The organism is Mycobacterium sp. 852002-51613_SCH5001154 (assembly GCF_001667425.1).
Classification (GTDB): Bacteria; Actinomycetota; Actinomycetes; order Mycobacteriales; family Mycobacteriaceae; genus Mycobacterium.
Map to the genome: position 1 here is coordinate 85,964 of NZ_LZII01000049.1, position 19,079 is coordinate 105,042.

The window sequence follows — 19,079 nt, forward strand, 5'->3', positions numbered from 1 at the left end:
AGCGCGGTTCCTGCACATCGCTCGTTCACGCCCCGAACAGCCGGCGCCGCAGGGCGGCGGCGTTGCCGAAGATGCGGATTCCCAACACCACGATGATCGCCGTGGACAACTGGGTGCCGACGCCCAGCTGGTCGCCGACGTACACGATCAGTGCGGCCACGAAAACGTTGAACACGAAGGAGATCACGAAGACTTTCGGATCGAAGATGCGTTCCAGATAGGCGCGCAACCCGCCGAACACCGCGTCCAGCGCCGCGACCACCGCGATGGGCAGGTACGGCTGGACGACCTCGGGCACGGCGGGGTGGAAGACCAGGCCGAGCACGATGCCGATCGCCAGCGCCGCGATGCCGATCATGCTTGAGTTCCCGTCCGCGACTCGCAAAGCCGTAGATGCCTGTCGAGGGCTGTTCTCACTGTGGCCCAATCTGTTTGGCGAACTTGATATCCCGGATCGATCCCGCGGGCAGCGTCAGCCCGTCGGCGGCGTCGACGGTGACGACGACACCGTAGGAGACCTCAAGCAGCTTAAGACGCTGTCGGCCGGAGCTCTGGTCGAAGACGTCTCGCATCGCGCGGGGCGGCCCCACCGCCAGGATCGTGTACGGGCTGCTGGTGGGATTGTTGTCAACCAGGATCGCGCCGCCGGCTTGCCGGATGGTCACGTTGGGCCCGATGCGGACCCCGCCGACCGAAATCGCCTCGGCGCCGCTGGCCCACAACGAGTTGACGACCAGCTGCAGATCCCGGTCCAAAATGATCTGCCTGCTGCCGCCGAGCCGCTGCTTGGAAACGTCGGAAAGGTTCGGGCTGGCGCCCGGGTCGGTCACGGTGACCTTCAGCCCGGGGCCGATGACCGCCGTGCTGGCCGCCGCCAGGCCGAGCGCATCGAGGCGGGCCAGCAGCCGCTGCCCTTCGGCGTCGTCGGCCAGTGCGCGGCGCTGCACGCCATCCACCCGGGCGGACAGTTCGGTGCGCCGCTGGGCGAGTTTGGCCGCGGTGTTCTCGGTGGAACGCACATTGCCCAGCAGCAGTTGCTGCGCCGAGCGCACACCGGGCGCCACCGAGCGGGCCTGCGCGACGGCGGCGGCGAAGACCGTGGCGATCAGCAGCGCCGCCAACGCCTGCCACAGCCAGCCGAAGGCGCGGTCGCGCCCGTGCCCGTGCCCCGCGGCGTCGCTGCGTTTGGCCGCCGCCGCGGCGTAGCCGGGGTCCAGGTGCTCGGAGAGCAGGGCACGCAGCAGGGACGGCACCGGGATCAGCTGCGGGCGCGCCGCCACGTGGGCGCTGCGCCCGGCGTTGGGGTCGTAGCCGCCGAGCAGGCGGTCCGGGTCAGCCATGTTCGACCGCCTTCGGCGCCGCGGGCGGGCGTCCGCCGTGTTTGACCCGGGGCATCCGGCGCAGCACCAACGTCATCTGCACCACGTACTGCGTGAACGCCCAGAGGTAGCCGTACATGCCCCAGATCAGGAACGCCCAGCCGCAGGCCCCGACGACCCTGCTCCACAGGGCGTCCCACGTCCCGAGCAGCACCAGCGGAAAACCGGACATCAGTGCGAACGTGGCGGCCTTTCCGATGTAGGTGACGGGCAGCGCGGACAGCCCGCGGCTCCACAGCAGCGGCAGCGTCGCGGCCAGCAGCCCGTCGCGCACCAGCAGGATGGCGACAAACCACCACGGCACCATCCCGCTCAGCGCCATCACGACGGGAACGCAGACCATGTAGAGGCGGTCGACCGCCGGGTCGAGCAGAACGCCGAGCCGCGACGACTGATCGAGCAGCCGGGCGATCTTGCCGTCGGCCCAGTCGGACGCACCGCTGAACATCAAAATCCCGACCGCCCAGCCGTTGGCGTGCGCGAACAGCAGGGCGTAGACGAACACTCCGATGAGCACCAGGCGGATCGCGCTCAGCGCGTTGGGGACCGTCAGCACCCGATTGGGCGGAAGCGCCGGCTCCATAAGCCGTGACCTTAGTCGAACGCCGAGTGCTCGGCTGGACGCACACTCGGTCCCCGGTGTGCGGCTGGACGCACATTCGGCGCCCGCCGTCGACCTAGCGGAAAACGCCGGGCAGGCTCAGCGTGGACAGCGTGTCGTCGGACAGCGGGTTGTCGTTGACCATGTAGGTCCACGTCGAGGTGGGCCGGGCCAGCTTGGACAGATCCAGGCCCTGTTCCTCCTCGAGGACGTTCGCCGTCTCGAACGTCTGCTGCGCGGCCTCGATCGCATCCGCGGCCAGCGACGCGAACGCGTCGACGGCCAGCCGGTGGAACTCGTCCAGCGGATTCTGCCGGCCCAGCGCCCGCAGGTGGATGCTTTCGCGGATGTCGGCGAGGTACGCCAGATGATCGGCCCAGCCGCGGTCGAGGTGATAGAGCATGATCTGCCGGCAGATCTTCTCGAGGTGATCCTCGGGAATGTCCTTCGACAACTCCTTGTACCGCTTGGGCGCCAGCTCGGCGAGCTCCTCGCGCGCGCTTGCGGTGCGCAGCAACGTGTTTCGCCGATCGACGATGATGGCGCGCTGCTGGGCGATCAGCTGGTTGTAGCGCCAGGTATTGGCGTGCACGTCGAGCATCCGGCCCTCGGCGACGCGCTGGGCGTGGTCGAGCAGCCCGGCCGCCTTAGGGCTGACGATCCGGCCGTCTTCGTCGGTTTCCATCGGAAGCTTGTTGTGGTCGAGGTTGGCCGCCACCACGTCGTCTTCCCAACTCGAGAAAAACACGGACGAGCCGGGGTCGCCCTGGCGTCCGGCGCGGCCGCGCAGCTGGTTGTCCAGCCGCTCGGTGTGATGCCGTCCGGTGCCGACCACGTGCAGCCCGCCGAGTTCGGCGACCCTGTCGTGGTCGGCTTCGTCGGAGCCGCCGAGCCGAATGTCGGTGCCGCGCCCCGCCATTTGCGTCGACACGGTGACCGCCCCGTACTTCCCGGCCTCGGCGATGACCTCGGCTTCCTCGGCGTCGTTCTTCGCGTTGAGGACCACCGCGGGTACGCCCCGGCGCAGCAGCCGCTCGTGCAGTTCCTCGGATTCGGCCACGTCCCGCGTGCCGACCAGCACCGGTTGCCCGGTCTCATGCACCTCGGCGATGTGCGCGACGACCCCGTCGTTCTTGGCCGCGGCCGTGATGTAGACGCGGTCGGACTCGTCCTCCCGAATGTTGGGCTCATTCGGCGGAATTGGGGACACGCCCAGCTTGTAGAACTGGCGCAGCTGCTCACCGGCGGCCAGCGCCGTGCCGGTCATGCCGCACACGGTTTCGTAGCGATTGATCAGTGCCTGCACCGTGATCGTGTCGAGCACTTCCCCGGTTTCGGTGGTCTCGATCCCCTCCTTCGCCTCCACCGCGGCCTGGAGGCCGTCCGGCCAGCGCTGCAGTTGGGCGATGCGGCCGCGGGCGGCGTTGATCAGGTGCACCGCGTCGTCCCGGACGATGTAGTGCACGTCGCGCTGCAACAGCACGTGCGCGTGCAGCGCGACGTTGACCTCGGTCAGGGTCGTGCCGACGTGCTCCTCGGAGTAGAGGTCGATGCCACCGAGCGCCTTCTCGACCTTGCGTGCCCCGACGTCGGTCAAATGGACGTTGCGGCTGTCGGCGTCGGTCTCGAAGTCGGTGTCCGGTTTCAGCTGGCCGACCAGCTTGATGATCTCCAGCCGCGGCGTCTCCCGGTGCGTGGTACCCGCGAGCACCAGCGGCACCAACGCCTCGTCGACGAGCACCGAGTCGGCCTCGTCGATCAGGGCCACGTCGGGGTTGGGTGACACCAGGTCGTCGACGTCGACCACGAGTTGATCGCGCAGCACGTCGAAACCGATCTCGTTGACCGAGGCATAGGTGACGTCGCAGCCATAGGCGGCGCGGCGCTCCTCGCTGGTCGACTCGGCGGTGATCCAGCCGACCGTCAACCCCATCGCCTCGATGAGCGGGCCCATCCACTCCGCGTCACGGCGGGCCAGGTAATCGTTGATGGTCACCACGTGCACATGCCGCCCGGCCAGCGCGTAGCCCGCAGCCGCGATCGCTCCGGAGAGCGTTTTCCCTTCACCCGTGGCCATTTCGATGACGTCGCCGGCGAGCATGCGCAGCGCACCCAGCAGCTGCACGTCGAACGGGCGCAGCGTGGTCGCCCGTTCGGCCGCCTCCCTGGCGACCGCGAGGAATTGCGGGATGTCCTCGGACTCCGCGAGATCGTCCAGCTTGAGCAGACCGGCGGCCTTGCGGAGCTGCTCGTCGGTAAGGCCGGCGGCTTCCTCGTCATACTCCGACGAGTCGGTGACCCGGGAAAGGGATCGGTTGCGGTTCTTTTCGGTGCTGGCGCCGAGCAGTCGCCAAAATCGGCTGCTCAGGCCGCCGGGCTGCGCGCGGGAGGTCTTTGGCACAGGTCAACGGTACGCGGTGGGCCGCCGCGTGAGCTCAGGCCAGTCGGCGACGATGCACGCCGCGTCGCGGCGTGAGGTGGGGGTACCTCCCAGCTGCGCAGCGGCGAGGGGGCAAGGCGACTCATCAGGCCAGGTTCGAGCGGCGTGGGTAGGCGACGTTGGGGTCGGTGAGGACGTTGACGACGGCGGGCAGGCCGCTGGCGAAGGCGCGTTCCAGCGCGGGCCGCAGCTCGGCCGGCGCGGAGACCAGCTCGCCGTGGCCACCCAGGGCACGCACCACCTCGTCATAGCGGGTGCCCGGACGGAGTTCCGCCACCACCGAATAGCCGTACAACGCCTCCATGGGGTGCTTTTCCAGCCCCCAGATTCCGTTGTTGCCGATCACCGAGACGACGGGCACGTTGTGCCGAACCAGGGTGTCCCATTCCATGCCGCTGAAGCCGAAGGCGCCGTCGCCCTGCAGGAGGACGACCTGACGGTCCGGCCGGGCGAGCTTGGCGGCCAGGGCGTAACCGGGGCCCGAGCCGAGGCAGCCGAAGGGGCCGCTGTCCAGCCAGCAGCCCGCTTGGTAGCTGTCGATCACCCGTCCGGCGTAGGACCCGAAGTCACCGGCGTCGATGACGACGATCGCGTCGCGGTCCAGCATCGGCGCCAGCTCCGCATACACCCGCATGGGGTGCAACGGGACGCGGTCGTCGGCGAGCTCGGCCTTCTCCTTGCCGCGCGCCTCGGTTTCGGCCGCCCGCAGGTCGTCGATCCACGCTCGATGATCGGTCCCGCCGCCGGCCGCCAGCGCCGCGAGTGTCGACAGCAGGTCCCCGTAGAGCTCGGCCTCAACCGGTCGGGGATGGTTGCGCTCGGGTTCGGCCCGATCCACCACGATGAGCTTGGTTTGTGGCCCGAACACCGTACCGAAGCCGAGCCGGAAGTCCATGGGGACGCCGACGATCAGCGCAACGTCGGCCTCCCCCAACGCTTTTCCACGCACCCGGGAGAAGGCCAACGGGTGATCGGCGGGCACCGCGCCGCGCGCCATCCCGTTCATCAGCACAGGGATTTGCAGTTCCTCGGCGAGGCGCAGCAGCGCCGCCTCCCCGTGTCCCCACCAGACGTTGGTGCCCGCCATGATCACCGGCCGCTGCGCCGCCGAGAGCAGGCCGGCGGCGCGACCCAGCGCACCGCCATCGGGAGTGGGCCCCGGCGGCAGGTTGGTGAGGGCGCCGGGGCGGCCGTGATCCTCGGACATGGAAAACACGTGGTCCATGGGGAAGTCGACGAACCCGACGCCCGACGGGGCGCCGACCGCCGCCAGCAACGCCTCGTCGACGAGCCGGCCGGCGTCCCCGGCAGATTGCGCCGTGGCGGCGAAGCGGGCCAGCGGTGCCACGAACGGCACGTGATCGATTTCCTGCAGCGAGCCCATGCCCCACCGCTGCGCGGGCGCCCGGCCGCCCAAAACGACCAGGGGCGACTGGTTCTGCTGAGCCGCCGCCATCGCGCTCATGCCGTTGGTGACGCCCGGCCCCGCGGTGAGCGCGGCGACGCCGGGCACCCTCGTCACTTTCGACCACCCTTCGGCGGCGAAGGTCGCGGTCTGCTCGTGACGGGTATCGATCAGCCGAATCCCTTCCTCGCGGCAGCCGTCATAAACGGAAAACAGGTGGCCACCCGACAACGTGAAGACGGTGTCGACACCGCTGGCGCGCAGGCGCCGCGCGATCAGCCGGCCGGCGTGCAATGTTTGTGTGGAGATGGCGTCGGTGCTCATAACCGCAGCCTATCTAGATCCTTCGGGTACCTTCGCCGGAGGATTTGAAGTTCCGGCAGAGTCCACCAGCTCGACCCCGAGGAGATAGCGACCATGGGCCCGAAGCCGTTCAAGCCGTCGATCGACTGGTCCACGGCCGCCGTGGATTCCCTGCGGTGGGTAGCGATCGCGTGGGTGATCAGCGCGGTGGTGCTGTTCATTGCGCTAATCGCCTTCAGGTACCTCACGCCCTGGGGCCAACAGTTCTGGCGGATCACGCGCGGTTATTTTGTCGGAGCGCACAGCGTGCGGGTGTGGGTGATGCTGGGCGTGCTGTTGCTGTCCGTACTCCTGTCCGTGCGGCTGATGGTGTTGCTCAGCTACCAGGGCAACGACCTGTACACCGCGGTACAAAAAGCGGTGCAGGGCCTCGCCGCCGACGACGAAAACGTCAAACAGTCCGGGATACACGGCTTTTGGATGTCGATCGCGATCTTCAGCGTGCTGGCGGTCTTGTACGTCATCCGGTTCATGGTGGACATCTATCTGACGCAGCGGTTCATCATCGCCTGGCGGATGTGGCTGACGGCCAATCTCACCGACGACTGGCTCGCCGGCCGGGCTTACTACCGGGACCTGTTCATCGACCACACCATCGACAACCCCGACCAGCGCATCCAGCAGGACATCGACATCTTCACCGCGAATGCGGGTGGCACCCCGAACATCCCCTCGAACGGGACCGGCAGCACCCTGCTGTTCGGGGCCGTGAACGCGGTGGCCTCGGTGATCTCCTTCGCCGCGATCCTGTGGAACCTGTCCGGCAGCCTGACCGTGTTCGGCGTCGAGTTCCCGCGCGCGATGTTCTGGACCGTCCTGATCTACGTGCTGGTGGCCACGCTGGTGGCGATCTGGCTCGGCCATCCGCTGATCTGGCTCAGCTTCAACAACGAGAAGTTGAACGCCGCATTCCGTTATGCCCTGGTCCGATTGCGGGATGCCGCGGAGGCCGTGGGCTTCTACCGGGGCGAGCGAGTGGAGCGGGCGCAATTGTGGCGGCGCTTCACCCCGATCATCGACAACTACCGCAAGTTCGTCCGCCGGACCATCATCTTCAACGGCTGGAACTGGTCGGTGTCGCAGGCAATCGTTCCGCTGCCGTGGGTGATTCAGGCGCCGCGCCTGTTCGCCGGCCGGATCGACTTCGGCGACGTCGGGCAGAGCGCGACCGCCTTCGGCAACATCCAGGATTCGCTGTCGTTCTTCCGCAACAACTACGACGCGTTCGCGGCCTTCCGCGCGTCGATCATCCGGTTGCACGGGCTGGTCGACGCCAACGACAAGGGCCGCGCGCTGCCGACCATCCTGGTCAAGCCGAGCGAAGAGGCGCCCGTCGAGCTTCGCGACATCGAGGTGCGCACGCCGGCCGGTGATCGGCTGATCGACCCGCTCGATGTTCAACTCGCCGAGGGCGATTCGCTGGTGATCACCGGGCGCTCCGGTGCCGGCAAGACCACGCTGCTGCGCAGTCTGGCCGAGTTGTGGCCGTACGCGTCCGGAACCCTCTGCCGTCCGCAGGGTGACAACGCGACGATGTTCCTGTCGCAGTTGCCGTACGTGCCGCTGGGCAGCCTGCGCACCGTGGTGTGCTACCCGAACTCGCCGGACGACGTCTCCGATGCCGAACTGGGCGAGGTGCTCACCAAAGTCGCGCTGGCGCCACTGGTGGACCGGCTCGACGAAGAGCGGGACTGGGCCAAGGTGCTGTCCCCGGGCGAGCAGCAGCGTGTCGCCTTCGCGCGGATCCTGCTCACCAAACCCAAAGCGGTCTTCCTGGACGAGGCCACCTCCGCGCTGGACGAGGGCCTGGAATTCGCGTTGTACCAGCTGATGCGGACCGAGCTGCCGGACTGCGTGGTGGTCAGCGTCAGCCATCGGCCGACCGTTGAGCAGCACCACGAACAAGAGCTGCAATTGCTCGGCGGCGGGCCGTGGCGGCTGGGACCCGTGGAGGAAAAGAAGGAACCCGCGCGCGTCTAGCGTTCTCGGGCCGCGTGCGTTCCGGCGCGGGGCCTTAGCGCGCCTTCGCTCCCCCGGCCCCTCGGGCCGCGTGCGCTCCGGCGCGGCGGCCGAAGAACGAGCCCTCCCCCAGCTGCGTGCCGCTGGCGTAGCCCTTACCGTCCTGGGCGATGTTGGACGCGCACGCCCCGGCGGCGTACAGGCCCGGCACGACGGTGCCGTCCTCGCGTAGCACCTCGCCGTCCACGGACGTGGCGAGCCCGCCGATGGTGAAACCGGCGTACATCGCCTTACCCAATGACATGTCGAACGCCCCCCATGGCCCGTGATCTTGTGCCGCAAGGAATTCGGGCTGCTTGTGAAATTCGGGGTCCTCGCCGCGGGCGGCGTTGGCGTTGTAACGGTCCAGCGTCGCGACCAGGTTGCCCTCCGGAATGCCAAGTGCGGCTTCCATTTCCGGGACCGTCTCCCAGCCGTCGATCAGCGGGACCAGCGGCATCTTGGGGTGCTCCAGGTGCGCCTCGTCGACGATGAGGAACGCCGCGCTGTCCGGCTGATCCATGATGAACCCGGAAGTCCTGGAGTGGTAGGAATCCTCGGCGACGAAGCGCTGTCCCAGCTTGTTCACGATGATGCCCGTCAACAGGATCGACGGCGGGTAGGGCGGAGCCGTGATGAAAATCTGGTCCATGTGCTCGGTTGCGCCGCCGGCCGAGACGCCCAACCGGATGCCCAGGCCGTCGTCGTAGGTGTTGCCCAGCACGAACGGTTTCTCGGCCAGCTTGGGGGTGTACTTGGCAACCATCTCCGGATTCATCACGAATCCCCCGGCAGCGACGATCACCGACTTTGCTTTGATCGCACCGGTTTCGGAGAACTGCTTCCACATGACGCCGCTCACCGCGCCCGAACCGTCCACGATGAGTTCGGTCGCGCCTGTCTCGTACCGGATCTGCACGCCCAGGTTCGCGGCGCGCTTCAGCAGCAGATCGATCACCATGCTGGCGCCCCCGGTGTCGCCGGGCACGGGCACCTTGTGGCCGCGCGGCGCCGGCACCGCCTGCTCCAAGAAGGGCCACACCTTCTCGTTGCCGGTGAACATCAGACCCTCGGTGTTGGGCTGGATGACCGCCTTGCCCGGAAAGTAGCTGCGCTCGAATTGAAAACCCAAGTCTTCCAGCCAATTGAAGTGCTCGACGCTGCCCTCGCAGTAGGCCCGGATCTTCTCGTGATCCGGCTGCCGGGACACGGCGACCAGGTACTTGTACATCTCCTCGGGCGAGTCGGCATGGCCCGTCGCCTCCTGAACCGCCGTTCCTCCACCCAAATAGAAGTGCCCGCCGGCCAGCGACGTCGTGCCGCCCGCCGCCGCGGCGCGCTCCAGCACCAGCACCTTCGCCCCGGCGGCCGCCGCGCTGACAGCGGCGCAGCCGCCGGCGATGCCGAAGCCGACCACCACCACGTCGACGTCATCTGACCACGACGTCACGTCTTCCGCGCTGACCGTCGCCGGTATCTCGGTGCTCATTGGCGCTGCTCCTGTTTGATGTAGTCGTAAAACGCCCTCATCTCGGGCGCGATGTACGCGATCTCGACAAACGGCACCGCCGCCTGCGGCGCTGACACATAGGCGAACTGAATCCCGCCGGGCATCACGCCCTGCTGCACGACCGCGGCGCCGAATTCCACCGCCTCGGCCAACACCGCGTCGAACTGCCCGGGGCTCTCCGCCTCCACGCAAATGTGGTGCAGGCCGGGCCCCGATTCGCGCAGAAAGTCACTATAGATGTTCTCCCCACGGACGGGTTGGATCAGTTCCAGCTGCATGTCGCCGAGATAGCTCAGCGAGATGCTGGCGACGAAATCGGCCGGCTTGCCAAGGTAGCTGCAGGAATCCGGAGCAAAGTGCACGTCGGGTATCCGGACCCATTTGCGCACACCTAACAAGCCGGTGAGGGCGGTTTCCGTGGCGTCCAGGTCGGTGGTAACCCACGCGATCTGCGTCGGCGATTGAATGGGAAGGGTCATCGTCTCGCAGAATAGTCCAGTGGCTCGGCAGCCAGAAAGGGCCGCGAAAACTTTGCCATGGCGAGCGGCTGCATTGCCACGCATGCTGGGTGAACGTGTTCTAATTCCGCGGGTGGCCGGCCCCGGCCGTCAATGTTGGCTCAACACGTCCACCAGCAGCCGAAGCTGCGCGTCGAACACCGCCTCGGGGTCGGTCAGGGTATCGGCGCCGTATTGCCCGAACACCTCGAGACTGATCGCCCCCAGCACCCCCGCCCACAGCAGGAAGCACTTGGCGACCACCTGATCGTCGCCGGGAAACCCGAACTCCTGGCGAATCCGCTCAAAGTCCGACGACATCGGTTGGGGCGCAACGGTATCGGTCAGCCTGATGTCGCCGGTGGCGATGCCGGACGCCACGGCGTCGAAGAAGGCCGCCACCACCCGGGTTCCCACGGCCACGGTGCGCTCCGGCGGTGCGTGATAGCCGGGCACCGGGCTGCCGTACAGCAGGGCCCAGCGGGCCGGGTGCGCGACGGCCCACGCCCGTGTTGCCCGGGAAATGGCGATGACATCGTCGCTCCAAAGGTCCCCGACCGCCTCGCGGGCGCGATCGACGGCGTCGGCCAGGTCGGAGTAGGCGTCGACCAGCAGCAAAGTCAGCAGCTCGTCGCGGCTGGACACGTAGCGGTACACGGCCGACGACACCATGCCCAGGTCCCGGGCGATCGCACGCACGGACAACCCGGCCGCACCGCGGTCGACCAGCTGCTGGCGACCGAGCTGGATGATGCGCGCCTCGATCTGCTGCCGGGTCTCCTGGCGTTTGCCCACGCGGTCAGTCTGGCATAACCGAGATCACCGCTCTTGCTTTCTGGTCAGGAGTGTGGCAATGTCCCCGCCTTAGAGAGCAGTGCTCTCGGTAGGTTGGCGAGAGAGGATGCGACATGTCCACCCGATACGAAGAACCGAGCGGGGTCGTGCGAGCCGCCAACGCGGTGATCCGCTGGCTTGCCGAGATGGGTGTCAGCATCGCCGGCACCCATGCGCTGCGGGTGCGCGGGCGCAAAAGTGGGAAGACGCGGGCGGTCGTCATCAATCTGCTGACCGTTGACGGGGTCGACTACCTGGTCTCACCGCGCGGCAACACCCAGTGGGCCCGCAACGTTCGGGCAGCGGGCGTCGTCGAGACCGGCCCGCGCTGGCGCCGGCATCGCGCCAGGGTCAGCGAGGTGGCCGACGCGGCCAAAACGGAACTGCTGCGGCGATATCTGGAGCGCTGGTACTGGCAGGTCAAGGACTACGTCGCCGGACTGACCCCGGACAGCACCGACGAGGAGTTCCGCGCCGTCGCACCCACGATCCCGGTGTTCGCCCTCGCGGAGGCGGACGAGGCCCGCTGAATCGCCTAGCGGGCGCCCCCGCGCGTCACACCGAGGTCCTCACGGACTTCCTCTGAGGTGGCCCGCCACGACACCGCCGCCGGGAAATCCCCCCACACGCTGTTGAAGATCCCCACGAGCAGCCCCGGACCGGCGCTGGAAGGCAGGTACACCGGGCCGCCCGAATCGCCGTTGTGGCTCTGCACCCCGTGCGACATGGTGAACCAGCCGTTGTTCACGCTCTCCACCGTCCCGCAGGTTTCGCCGGTGCTGACACCGAAGTGGCAGATCGCCTGTCCGGGGGCGAGCGCCGCCGCTGGATTCGAGATCAGTGGACGCCCGCCCGGCAGGACGTTATTCGCCATCACGCCGTTGTCCAGCACGATCGCCTCGTAGTCGGTGATCAGCTGGTCGGTGGCCACCGTCGTGCCGCTGGGGGTGTTGTCCCGGAAGGCGGCCAGGCGGCCGATCACGGCCCCGCCCCGGTCTGTGACGACGCCCGCGCCGCCGCGGCAGTGCCCCGCGGTGAACGCGATCTTGAGGTTGGGGTCGACGTAGCCCAGCGTGCAGACGCGATTGTCCTGGCGGATCTCCATGCCCGGATAGACCATGACGGGGTCGGCCTTGGCCGGGGCGGGCGGCATCCATTGCGCGAACGCGGCCACGGTGATCGACGCGGTGAACGCTCGCATTGCCAGGCGACGCACCATCAACTCCGATCCGTCCGGGCCAAATCTCGACCGATTTGAGATTACGGCGTGACTTTCCGTTACGCAGAAGTCTTCGCGCCGTCCGCCGCCGGTGTTACGGAGATGTCGCCAGGGAAATGGCGGCCTCGGTGCGGTCCGCGGTGCGTGGGGCCCAGCCCGGCGGGCCGAAGACATAGCCCAGCCGGTCGCGCAGCCGGGTCGCGGTGCGCCAGTCGTGGGCGATCGCGACGTATTCCCGGGTCTGCAGCTTCCAGATGTTGAACGTGTCGACCCGCTTGGTCAGGCCGTAATGGGGGCGGAACAACTCGGCCTGGAAGCTGCCGAACAGCCGGTCCCAGAGGATGAGGATTCCGCCGTAGTTCTTGTCGAGGTAGATCTGATCCATCCCGTGGTGCACCCGGTGATGTGACGGGGTGTTGAAGACGAATTCGAAGACCCGCGGCAGCTTGTCGATCCGCTCGGTGTGCACCCAGAACTGGTAGATCAGGCTGATCGAGAAACTGAAGAACACCATCCAGGGCGGAATCCCCAGCAGCGGCAGGGGCACCCACATCAGGATTTCGCCGCTGTTGTTCCACTTCTGGCGCAGCGCGGTCGCGAAGTTGAAGTATTCGCTGGAGTGGTGGGCCTGGTGCGTCGCCCAGATCAGCCGCACCCGGTGCGCGATCCGGTGATAGGCGTAATACAGCAGGTCAACCCCGAGGATGGCGATGACCCAGGTGTACCAATGGGCGGCCGAGAGGTGCCACGGCGCCACATAGGCATAGATCGCGGCGTAACCGAACAGGGCCAGAGTCTTCCAGGCGGCGGTGGTGCCCACCGAGACCAGCCCCATCGAGATGCTGGCCAGCGAGTCGCGCGTGAGGTATGCGCCGGAGACCGGCCGCGCGTTTTCGACGATGCTCTCCAGCTTTCGGGCCGCCGCCCATTCCAGCGTCAACAGCAACAAGAAGAAGGGAATGGCGAGCAGCACAGGATCCCGCATCTGCGGGGGCAGCGCGGACACGAAATCTGAGAGCGCACTCACAGGGATAAGACTACGACGAACCGCGGGACAGTCGGGTCGCCTTGGTCCGGCATGCGGTCCACACTGTGCTGACGGATCGGAGGCTTGGACAGTTGACCGCTGTGGTGGTGATCGGCTCGGGCTTTGCCGGATTATGGGCGGCGCTCGGTGCAGCCCGCCGGCTCGACGAGCTGGCCATCCCGACGGGCGTTGTCGACATCACCGTGTTGGCCACCCAGCCCTTTCACGACATCCGGGTGCGCAATTACGAGGCTGACCTGCGCCCATGCCGCGTTCCGCTCGCCGGCCTGCTCGACCCCGTGGGTGTGGCACACGTCGCCACCGAGGTGACCGCGATCGACACCGACGCCCGCACCGTCGCCACATCGGGTGGCGTGACGTATGACTACGACCGGTTGGTGCTGGCCTCGGGCAGCCACGTCCAAAAACCCGCCGTGCCGGGTCTGCGGGAGTTCGGCTTCGACGTCGACACCTATGACGGTGCCCTTGCGCTGCAGAACCACCTGCTTCGGCTCGCCGACGGTTCCCCAACGGCGGCGGCGGGCACGGTTGTCGTGGTCGGGGCGGGACTGACCGGCATCGAAGTGGCGTGCGAGCTACCGGACAGGTTGCGCCGGCTGTTCGCTGGGAGCGACGTCACTCCCCGGGTGGTGCTGCTGGATCGCAGCCGCATCGGCTCCGACATGGGCAGCTCGGCGCGTCCGGTCATCGGAGCCGCGCTGGAGGCCAACGGCGTCGAGACCCGGGCGGGCGTGGGCGTCGCCGCGATCAGCGAACGCGGGGTGTCGCTGACCTCGGGCGAACACCTGGCGGCGGCCACGGTGGTGTGGTGTGCCGGCATGCGGGCCAGCTCGCTGACCGAGCACTTGCCGGTGGCGCGCGACCGCCTGGGGCGGGTGCCCGTCGATGACTTTCTGCGGGTAGTCGGCGTCCCCGCAATTTTTGCCGCGGGCGACGTCGCCGCCGCCCGGATGGACGGGGACCACCTGTCGGTGATGTCGTGTCAACACGGCCGCCCGATGGGACGCTACGCCGGCTACAACGTAATCAGCGACCTGTTCGGCGAGCCGCTGCTGGCTCTCCGAATCCCTTGGTATGTAACGGTTCTCGACCTCGGACCGGCCGGCGCGGTTTACACCGAAGGGTGGGATCGGCTGCTGGTGTCAAGTGGCGAACGGGCCAAGGCGACCAAGCGGACGATCAACACTCGGCGCATCTACCCGCCGCTGACCGGGAACCCTGCCGACCTCCTGGCCGCGGCCGCGCCGGAGCTGCAGTCCCGCCCCTAGCGGTCCGATTGCGCTTCGTCGCCGGCGTACCACTGAACGGCGCGAACTCCCGGCTGCAGCGACAGCTCCGCCACCAACCGCTCCAGCCGGGACGGGGCGTCGCCGTCCATGAGCAGGTGCGCGGTCAACGTGACCTCGTCGTCGCCGGACCGCCCGGTATGGATGCCGCGCAGCGTGATGTCGTTGCCGCTCGCGTGCTGCACGATCTGAGCGCGCGTGTACTGCTCGTGTTTCGGACGGGAGACCACCTGCACCAGGTAGGGCCGCAGACTCTCGTCTTCGTCTCCGGTGTTGTCGCGGTCGATCAGCCGGCCAAGCGGGCGCCCGAACACGTGAATGCCGATGACGGTCCCGGTGCCGATCAGCGCGAACACCAGGTGCCCTGACGCCGCCAGGACGCCGATCGCCGCAGAACACCACAGCGTGGCCGCGGTGTTGAGGCCCCGGACGTTGACGCCCTCGCGCAGGATCACGCCACCGCCGAGGAATCCGATGCCGGACACCACGTACGACGCGACCCTGGTTGGGCTGGTGTCCGCGGTGGCGGCGGCATAGAGCACGAACAACGTCGCGCCGCCGGCGACCAGCGCGTTGGTCCGCAGGCCGGCCCGGCGCGCCCGCCATTGCCGCTCCAGGCCGATGAGCGCGCCACATCCCACGCCGACGGCGAGCCGGAGCGCGAAATCGGCGACGCTCAGCGTGGTCTCCATCAGCAGTCCTTCCCCCGGGTCAGCACCGGCGGAGCTAATCATTCTCAGGTGAACGGCAGGTGGCCCCGAGTCGAACCGGATGCGTTGCGGCCATGCGTGCGAAACCCGTGCGCCGCCAAACGGTTCCCCGTTATGGCCGACGCCAGGCTAGCTCTTGTTGAGTTGCTGGGGACAGTAGAATTTCGCGGCGATCGCCAGGAACGACGTGGCGTGTTCCGTAGTGAGCCCGGGATTTTGGCCCTTCAAATCGTTGACCATCTGGGGGCCGTACTCGCCATTGCCCATCGCAGTGCACACCGCTTGGGCGAATTGGACGGCTGCCTCCGGCGTCTTGTAGGTGATACCCGCGCTTCGCAGCGACGCGAGAAAGCCCGCCTCGTCGACGCCGCCCGCATCCGGCTCGCTCTGCGCGGGCGCGGCCAGCAGGATCGCGGCCGGAACGGCGATCAGCGCCAGCAGCAGCCTCATAACCGGTGATTGTCTCATGGCGCGACACCGACTGCAGCACTGGCTCAGCTTAGCGAAATAGCTTGTGGGTCAGTGTAATACGACCTTGGCAAGCCCCGATCAGGCCTTGCTGAGCTGGTGCGGGCAGTAGTATTTCGCGGAGATCATGGCGAAGTTGGAAGCCATCTCCATGTCCATGCCCGGATTGTGCATCTTGACGTCATGGACCAGTTCCAAGCCCGATTCCCCGTTGTTCAGGCACGAACACACCGCCCGGCCCGCCCCGACGGCCGCATCCGGACTTGCGAAGCCGAAGCCGGCCTGATGCAGGGCGGCGAGGAACGCCCCGTCGTCGCCGTCCGGCACGGGTGGAGGGTCGGCGTATGCCGGTGCGGCCAGGCCGATCATCACCGGGACGCCCAGTAGAACCAGTAACCGTTTCATTGCTCGCCTTCCTTGCGCATAGCTGCAGGAGCTTGAATCATGTTGCCCGTTAACCTAATTGGGCATCGGCGGGCAGGACTTTGGACTTGTCGCCCTTTTTCAGGTGCACGGCGTGAATGCCGGGTTTCTTCGCCAGCTGCTCGAGCAGGGCGTCGAGGCCCTCCTGGTCGACGTTGTGGTGCTGCACGGTTTCGGGTTTCTCCGAAATCTGCGCGACCAGACGCTTCAGCTGTTCCGGCGATTGCTTGTCTTTGAGATCTTTGATGGGCTTCATCCGGTTGCGGACGCCGGCACCGACCACGGTGGGCCCCCCGGAACCGAGGGCGCTGCCCAGCATCCCCGCCATCCCCATCGAACTGAACAGGCTGCCCTCGCCCAGCGCCGCCGCGGGCACCGCCTCGGGCCCCGCCGCCGACAGGGCGGCGGCAACGGTTCGGATGGCCGGGGTGGCCGAGGCCCAGCTGGGCGGAACGCTCAACTGGCCGACCAATGTGCCGCGCGCGAAGCCCGCCGTCGGGCTGATCGCGTCGTAGAGCGTGCCCCGGCCGAAGCCCAATGCCCCCAGCCCGGCGCCGAGCGCGTCCTTCGGTAACGCGCCGTAGGCGGCGGGCGGGGCAAACTTGAGCCACTGCGACACGGGGAAGTTGATCAGCAATCCGACGTCGTTGAACTGTGTGGTCAGCCCCAACGGCACCTTGACCGCGTTGTACATGGCCGTGATCAGCGGGGTGCCGCCAGGAGTGGTGCCGAAGCCTTTCAAGAAGGTGGTGATGGTGGTGTTGTATTGGGTCGCGAGCTGCGAGAGCCATGCCAGTATCGGGTTACCCGCCGTCGCGGTCGTGGTCAGCGAGCTGGCTGCCGCGCTGACCGTTGACCCCGCATTGCCGGCGGAGGTGCCGGCACTTTGGCTTAGTGCGGCCGCCTGCATGGTTGTGCCGGCAGTGTTCGTGGTCGCGGGCGGCTCCGCGAACGGCGTAAACCTCGAGGCCGCCTCCGACGAGGTGGCGTAGCTGTCCATCGCCACTGCGTCCTGGGCCCACATCTCGCTGTACTGGGTCTCGGTGGCCGCGATTGCGGCTGTGTTCTGCCCGAACAGGTTGGTCGCCATCAGCTGCGCCAACAGGGCACGGTTCTCCGCGATCACCGGGGGCGGCACATGCGCAGCGAACGCCGCCTCGTACGCGGCTACCGCCGCGCTGGCCTGAGTGGCGGCTTCCTGGGCCTGAATCGCGGTCTCCTGCATCCAGGTCACATAGGGCGCGGCTGCCGAGGCCATGGCAACTGATGAGGGGCCCACCCATGGCCCGGTGGCCAGACTCGAAACCACCGACGAATAGGCCGACGCCGCAGACTGCAACTCCGCGGCCAGGTTCTCCCATGCGGTCGCGGCCGCCACCAACGACTCCGGTCCCGGACCGGCATACATCCGGCCCGAATTGAACTCCGGCGGAAAGGCTCCGTAAAACATCTGTGATCCCTTACCTGGTGGCTGGCGGTTGAGTGGACGGTGCTGGGTTGGCGTGCGGTGCGTTCATGGCGGTCACTCCTCGATGCACGGGATCACGATGATGGTGGCGGCGGCCGGGTCGGCCTCGGCAACGGCACCGCCCAGCGAGCTGGCCGCCGCGGCGGCACTTCCGCTCATGGGGTGGGTCGCGCTGGCGGCGACGGCCCGCCCCAGCAGGCTGGACAGACCCATTTGGCTGAAGACGCCCTCTTCGCCGGCCAGCGCAGCGGCCGGGGCGGCGGCCAGGTTGGTGGGCATCACCTGGGCGACAGTGCGGATCGTCGGCGCCGCCTCCGTCCAGCCCTGCGGTACCGACATGCTGCCGACCAGGGACGCTTTGCCCATGGACCCCGAAACCGGTCCGACGGCGGAGCTCAGCATGGGCCGCACAGCGCTGGGTCCGCTGGTCAGCGGCGCCAGTGCCCCGGAGATCGCCTTCGGGCCGGACAAATACGCCGCGGCGCTCTGACCGTTCTGGCCCCAGGCGTACGCCTGACCGAAGGACAGGAACGGGCCACCCGGGACGCTGCTCCATGACTGGGGGGAGTACGGGCCCGTCAGCACCGACCAGATGTTGTTCCAGTAGTCGAGGTTTTGCCCGATTCCGGTGGTGAGCCCAGTCCCCGTCGTAGGGTTCGTTGCCGCCACGTTGCCGGCGTTCAGCAGGGGTTGCAACGAGCTCAGCTGAGAGGCGGTGTTGGAGCTCGACTGCGCACCCGACTGCGTGACCGCGGCCGCCTGCATCGGGCCGGCCGACTCGTTGGTGGTCCGCGGCGGCTCGGCGAACGGCGTCAGTTGGGATGCGGTCGCCGATGACGCCGCGTAACCGTACATTGCGGCGGCGTCCTGGGCCCACATCTCCATGTATTGGGCTTCGGTGGCGGCGATCGCCGGGGTGTTCTGGCCGAGGATGTTGGTGGCGATGAGCGTTGCCAGCAGCGCGCGATTGGCCGCGATCACCGGTGGCGGCACCGTGGCCGCGAACGCCGCCTCGTAGGCGCCGGCGGCCAGCTTGGCCTGGGCGCCGGCCTCCTCCGCCTGGGCACCGGTGGCATTCATCCACGCCACGTAGGGCGCGGCGGCTGCGGCCATTGCTATCGACGACGGACCCGTCCACGGCCCCGTCGCCAGCGTCTCGATGGTCGAGCCGTACGAGGCGCTTGTGGCCTGCAGCTCCGCGGCCAATTCGTCCCACGCCGCCGCAGCGGACAGCAGCGGACCCGACCCAGCACCGACATACATCCGCCCCGAGTTGATCTCCGGCGGAAGCGCCCCGAAGTCCAACATCGACTACCTCCCGTCCCTCAAGTGGCCGCCAGGGTAGGCGCGGCTTTGCTGCCTCTGCCGCAACCGCGGCAAGGTTCTAATGAAATCCATCAGATCCGTTTTTGACGCCACGAGCTCATTCC

Annotated in this window: 18 protein-coding genes; 3 read left to right on the forward strand and 15 right to left on the reverse strand. The window is 67.8% G+C overall.

Annotated elements, in window-relative coordinates:
- Positions 1-25: 25 nt before the first annotated feature.
- The 5 genes from A5750_RS12890 to A5750_RS12910 all read right to left on the reverse strand — a co-directional run bounded on the left by A5750_RS12890 (position 26) and on the right by A5750_RS12910 (position 6,149).
- Positions 26-358 carry a small basic family protein gene (locus A5750_RS12890; protein ID WP_007170008.1) on the reverse strand — a complete coding sequence of 111 codons (333 nt, stop codon included), beginning with the start codon at positions 356-358 and terminating at the stop codon, positions 26-28.
- Positions 359-413: 55 nt separating this feature from the next.
- Positions 414-1,340 (reverse strand): DUF881 domain-containing protein, encoded by a 927-nt coding sequence (locus tag A5750_RS12895; RefSeq protein WP_067263292.1) that lies wholly within the window; start codon positions 1,338-1,340, stop codon positions 414-416.
- Positions 1,333-1,962, reverse strand: a complete 630-nt coding sequence (locus A5750_RS12900) for a CDP-alcohol phosphatidyltransferase family protein (protein WP_067263296.1) — start codon at positions 1,960-1,962, stop codon at positions 1,333-1,335. Before A5750_RS12900 ends, A5750_RS12895 begins: the two co-directional genes overlap by 8 nt.
- 94 nt (positions 1,963-2,056) lie before the next feature.
- Positions 2,057-4,381: an accessory Sec system translocase SecA2 gene (secA2, locus tag A5750_RS12905; RefSeq protein WP_067263299.1), complete on the reverse strand. Its 2,325-nt coding sequence runs from the start codon at positions 4,379-4,381 to the stop codon at positions 2,057-2,059.
- Positions 4,382-4,505: 124 nt separating this feature from the next.
- Positions 4,506-6,149 (reverse strand): acetolactate synthase, encoded by a 1,644-nt coding sequence (locus A5750_RS12910; protein WP_067263302.1) that lies wholly within the window; start codon positions 6,147-6,149, stop codon positions 4,506-4,508.
- 93 nt (positions 6,150-6,242) lie between these two features.
- Here A5750_RS12910 and A5750_RS12915 point away from each other — a divergent pair, with 93 nt between their 5' ends.
- The gene (locus A5750_RS12915; RefSeq protein ID WP_066954114.1) at positions 6,243-8,168 is read left to right on the forward strand and encodes an ABC transporter ATP-binding protein/permease; all 1,926 of its coding nucleotides are present in this window, start codon (positions 6,243-6,245) and stop codon (positions 8,166-8,168) included.
- 34 nt (positions 8,169-8,202) lie between these two features.
- Here the strand turns inward: A5750_RS12915 and A5750_RS12920 are convergent, their stop codons facing one another.
- From A5750_RS12920 to A5750_RS12930, 3 genes are all read right to left on the reverse strand, one after another.
- Complete coding sequence (locus tag A5750_RS12920) at positions 8,203-9,675, reverse strand: FAD-binding protein (RefSeq protein ID WP_067263305.1); 1,473 nt, start codon at positions 9,673-9,675, stop codon at positions 8,203-8,205.
- Positions 9,672-10,175 (reverse strand): VOC family protein, encoded by a 504-nt coding sequence (locus A5750_RS12925; protein ID WP_067263308.1) that lies wholly within the window; start codon positions 10,173-10,175, stop codon positions 9,672-9,674. The genes A5750_RS12920 and A5750_RS12925 overlap by 4 nt, the downstream gene beginning before the upstream one ends.
- Before the next feature lie 129 nt (positions 10,176-10,304).
- The gene (locus tag A5750_RS12930) at positions 10,305-10,988 is read right to left on the reverse strand and encodes a TetR/AcrR family transcriptional regulator (protein ID WP_066954104.1); all 684 of its coding nucleotides are present in this window, start codon (positions 10,986-10,988) and stop codon (positions 10,305-10,307) included.
- A gap of 113 nt (positions 10,989-11,101) precedes the next feature.
- On the opposite strand from A5750_RS12930, the gene A5750_RS12935 reads away from it, so the two are divergent.
- Complete coding sequence (locus A5750_RS12935; RefSeq protein WP_067263312.1) at positions 11,102-11,557, forward strand: nitroreductase/quinone reductase family protein; 456 nt, start codon at positions 11,102-11,104, stop codon at positions 11,555-11,557.
- Positions 11,558-11,562: 5 nt separating this feature from the next.
- Here A5750_RS12935 and A5750_RS12940 read toward each other — a convergent pair whose 3' ends face one another.
- Together A5750_RS12940 and A5750_RS12945 are read right to left on the reverse strand one after the other, a co-directional pair.
- A complete protein-coding gene (locus tag A5750_RS12940; protein ID WP_066954094.1) occupies positions 11,563-12,246 on the reverse strand; it encodes a hypothetical protein in 684 nt (227 codons plus the stop codon).
- Positions 12,247-12,340: 94 nt separating this feature from the next.
- Positions 12,341-13,273 carry a sterol desaturase family protein gene (locus A5750_RS12945; protein ID WP_067263315.1) on the reverse strand — a complete coding sequence of 311 codons (933 nt, stop codon included), beginning with the start codon at positions 13,271-13,273 and terminating at the stop codon, positions 12,341-12,343.
- A gap of 92 nt (positions 13,274-13,365) precedes the next feature.
- Here A5750_RS12945 and A5750_RS12950 point away from each other — a divergent pair, with 92 nt between their 5' ends.
- Positions 13,366-14,562, forward strand: coding sequence for an NAD(P)/FAD-dependent oxidoreductase (locus tag A5750_RS12950; RefSeq protein ID WP_067263319.1), 1,197 nt, complete (start codon positions 13,366-13,368; stop codon positions 14,560-14,562).
- Here the strand turns inward: A5750_RS12950 and A5750_RS12955 are convergent.
- The 5 genes from A5750_RS12955 to A5750_RS12975 form a co-directional block, all read right to left on the reverse strand.
- Positions 14,559-15,272 carry an MgtC/SapB family protein gene (locus A5750_RS12955; RefSeq protein WP_066954682.1) on the reverse strand — a complete coding sequence of 238 codons (714 nt, stop codon included), beginning with the start codon at positions 15,270-15,272 and terminating at the stop codon, positions 14,559-14,561. The two genes, A5750_RS12950 and A5750_RS12955, sit on opposite strands and share 4 nt — an antisense overlap.
- Before the next feature lie 147 nt (positions 15,273-15,419).
- Entirely contained in the window at positions 15,420-15,740 is a 321-nt protein-coding gene (locus A5750_RS12960) for a DUF732 domain-containing protein (RefSeq protein ID WP_066954084.1), read from the reverse strand.
- Between the two features lie 99 nt (positions 15,741-15,839).
- Positions 15,840-16,163, reverse strand: a complete 324-nt coding sequence (locus A5750_RS12965; protein WP_066954081.1) for a DUF732 domain-containing protein — start codon at positions 16,161-16,163, stop codon at positions 15,840-15,842.
- Positions 16,164-16,212: 49 nt separating this feature from the next.
- Positions 16,213-17,631: a PPE family protein gene (locus A5750_RS12970; protein WP_066954078.1), complete on the reverse strand. Its 1,419-nt coding sequence runs from the start codon at positions 17,629-17,631 to the stop codon at positions 16,213-16,215.
- Between the two features lie 72 nt (positions 17,632-17,703).
- Positions 17,704-18,957: a PPE family protein gene (locus A5750_RS12975; RefSeq protein WP_067263322.1), complete on the reverse strand. Its 1,254-nt coding sequence runs from the start codon at positions 18,955-18,957 to the stop codon at positions 17,704-17,706.
- Positions 18,958-19,079 lie beyond the last annotated feature (122 nt).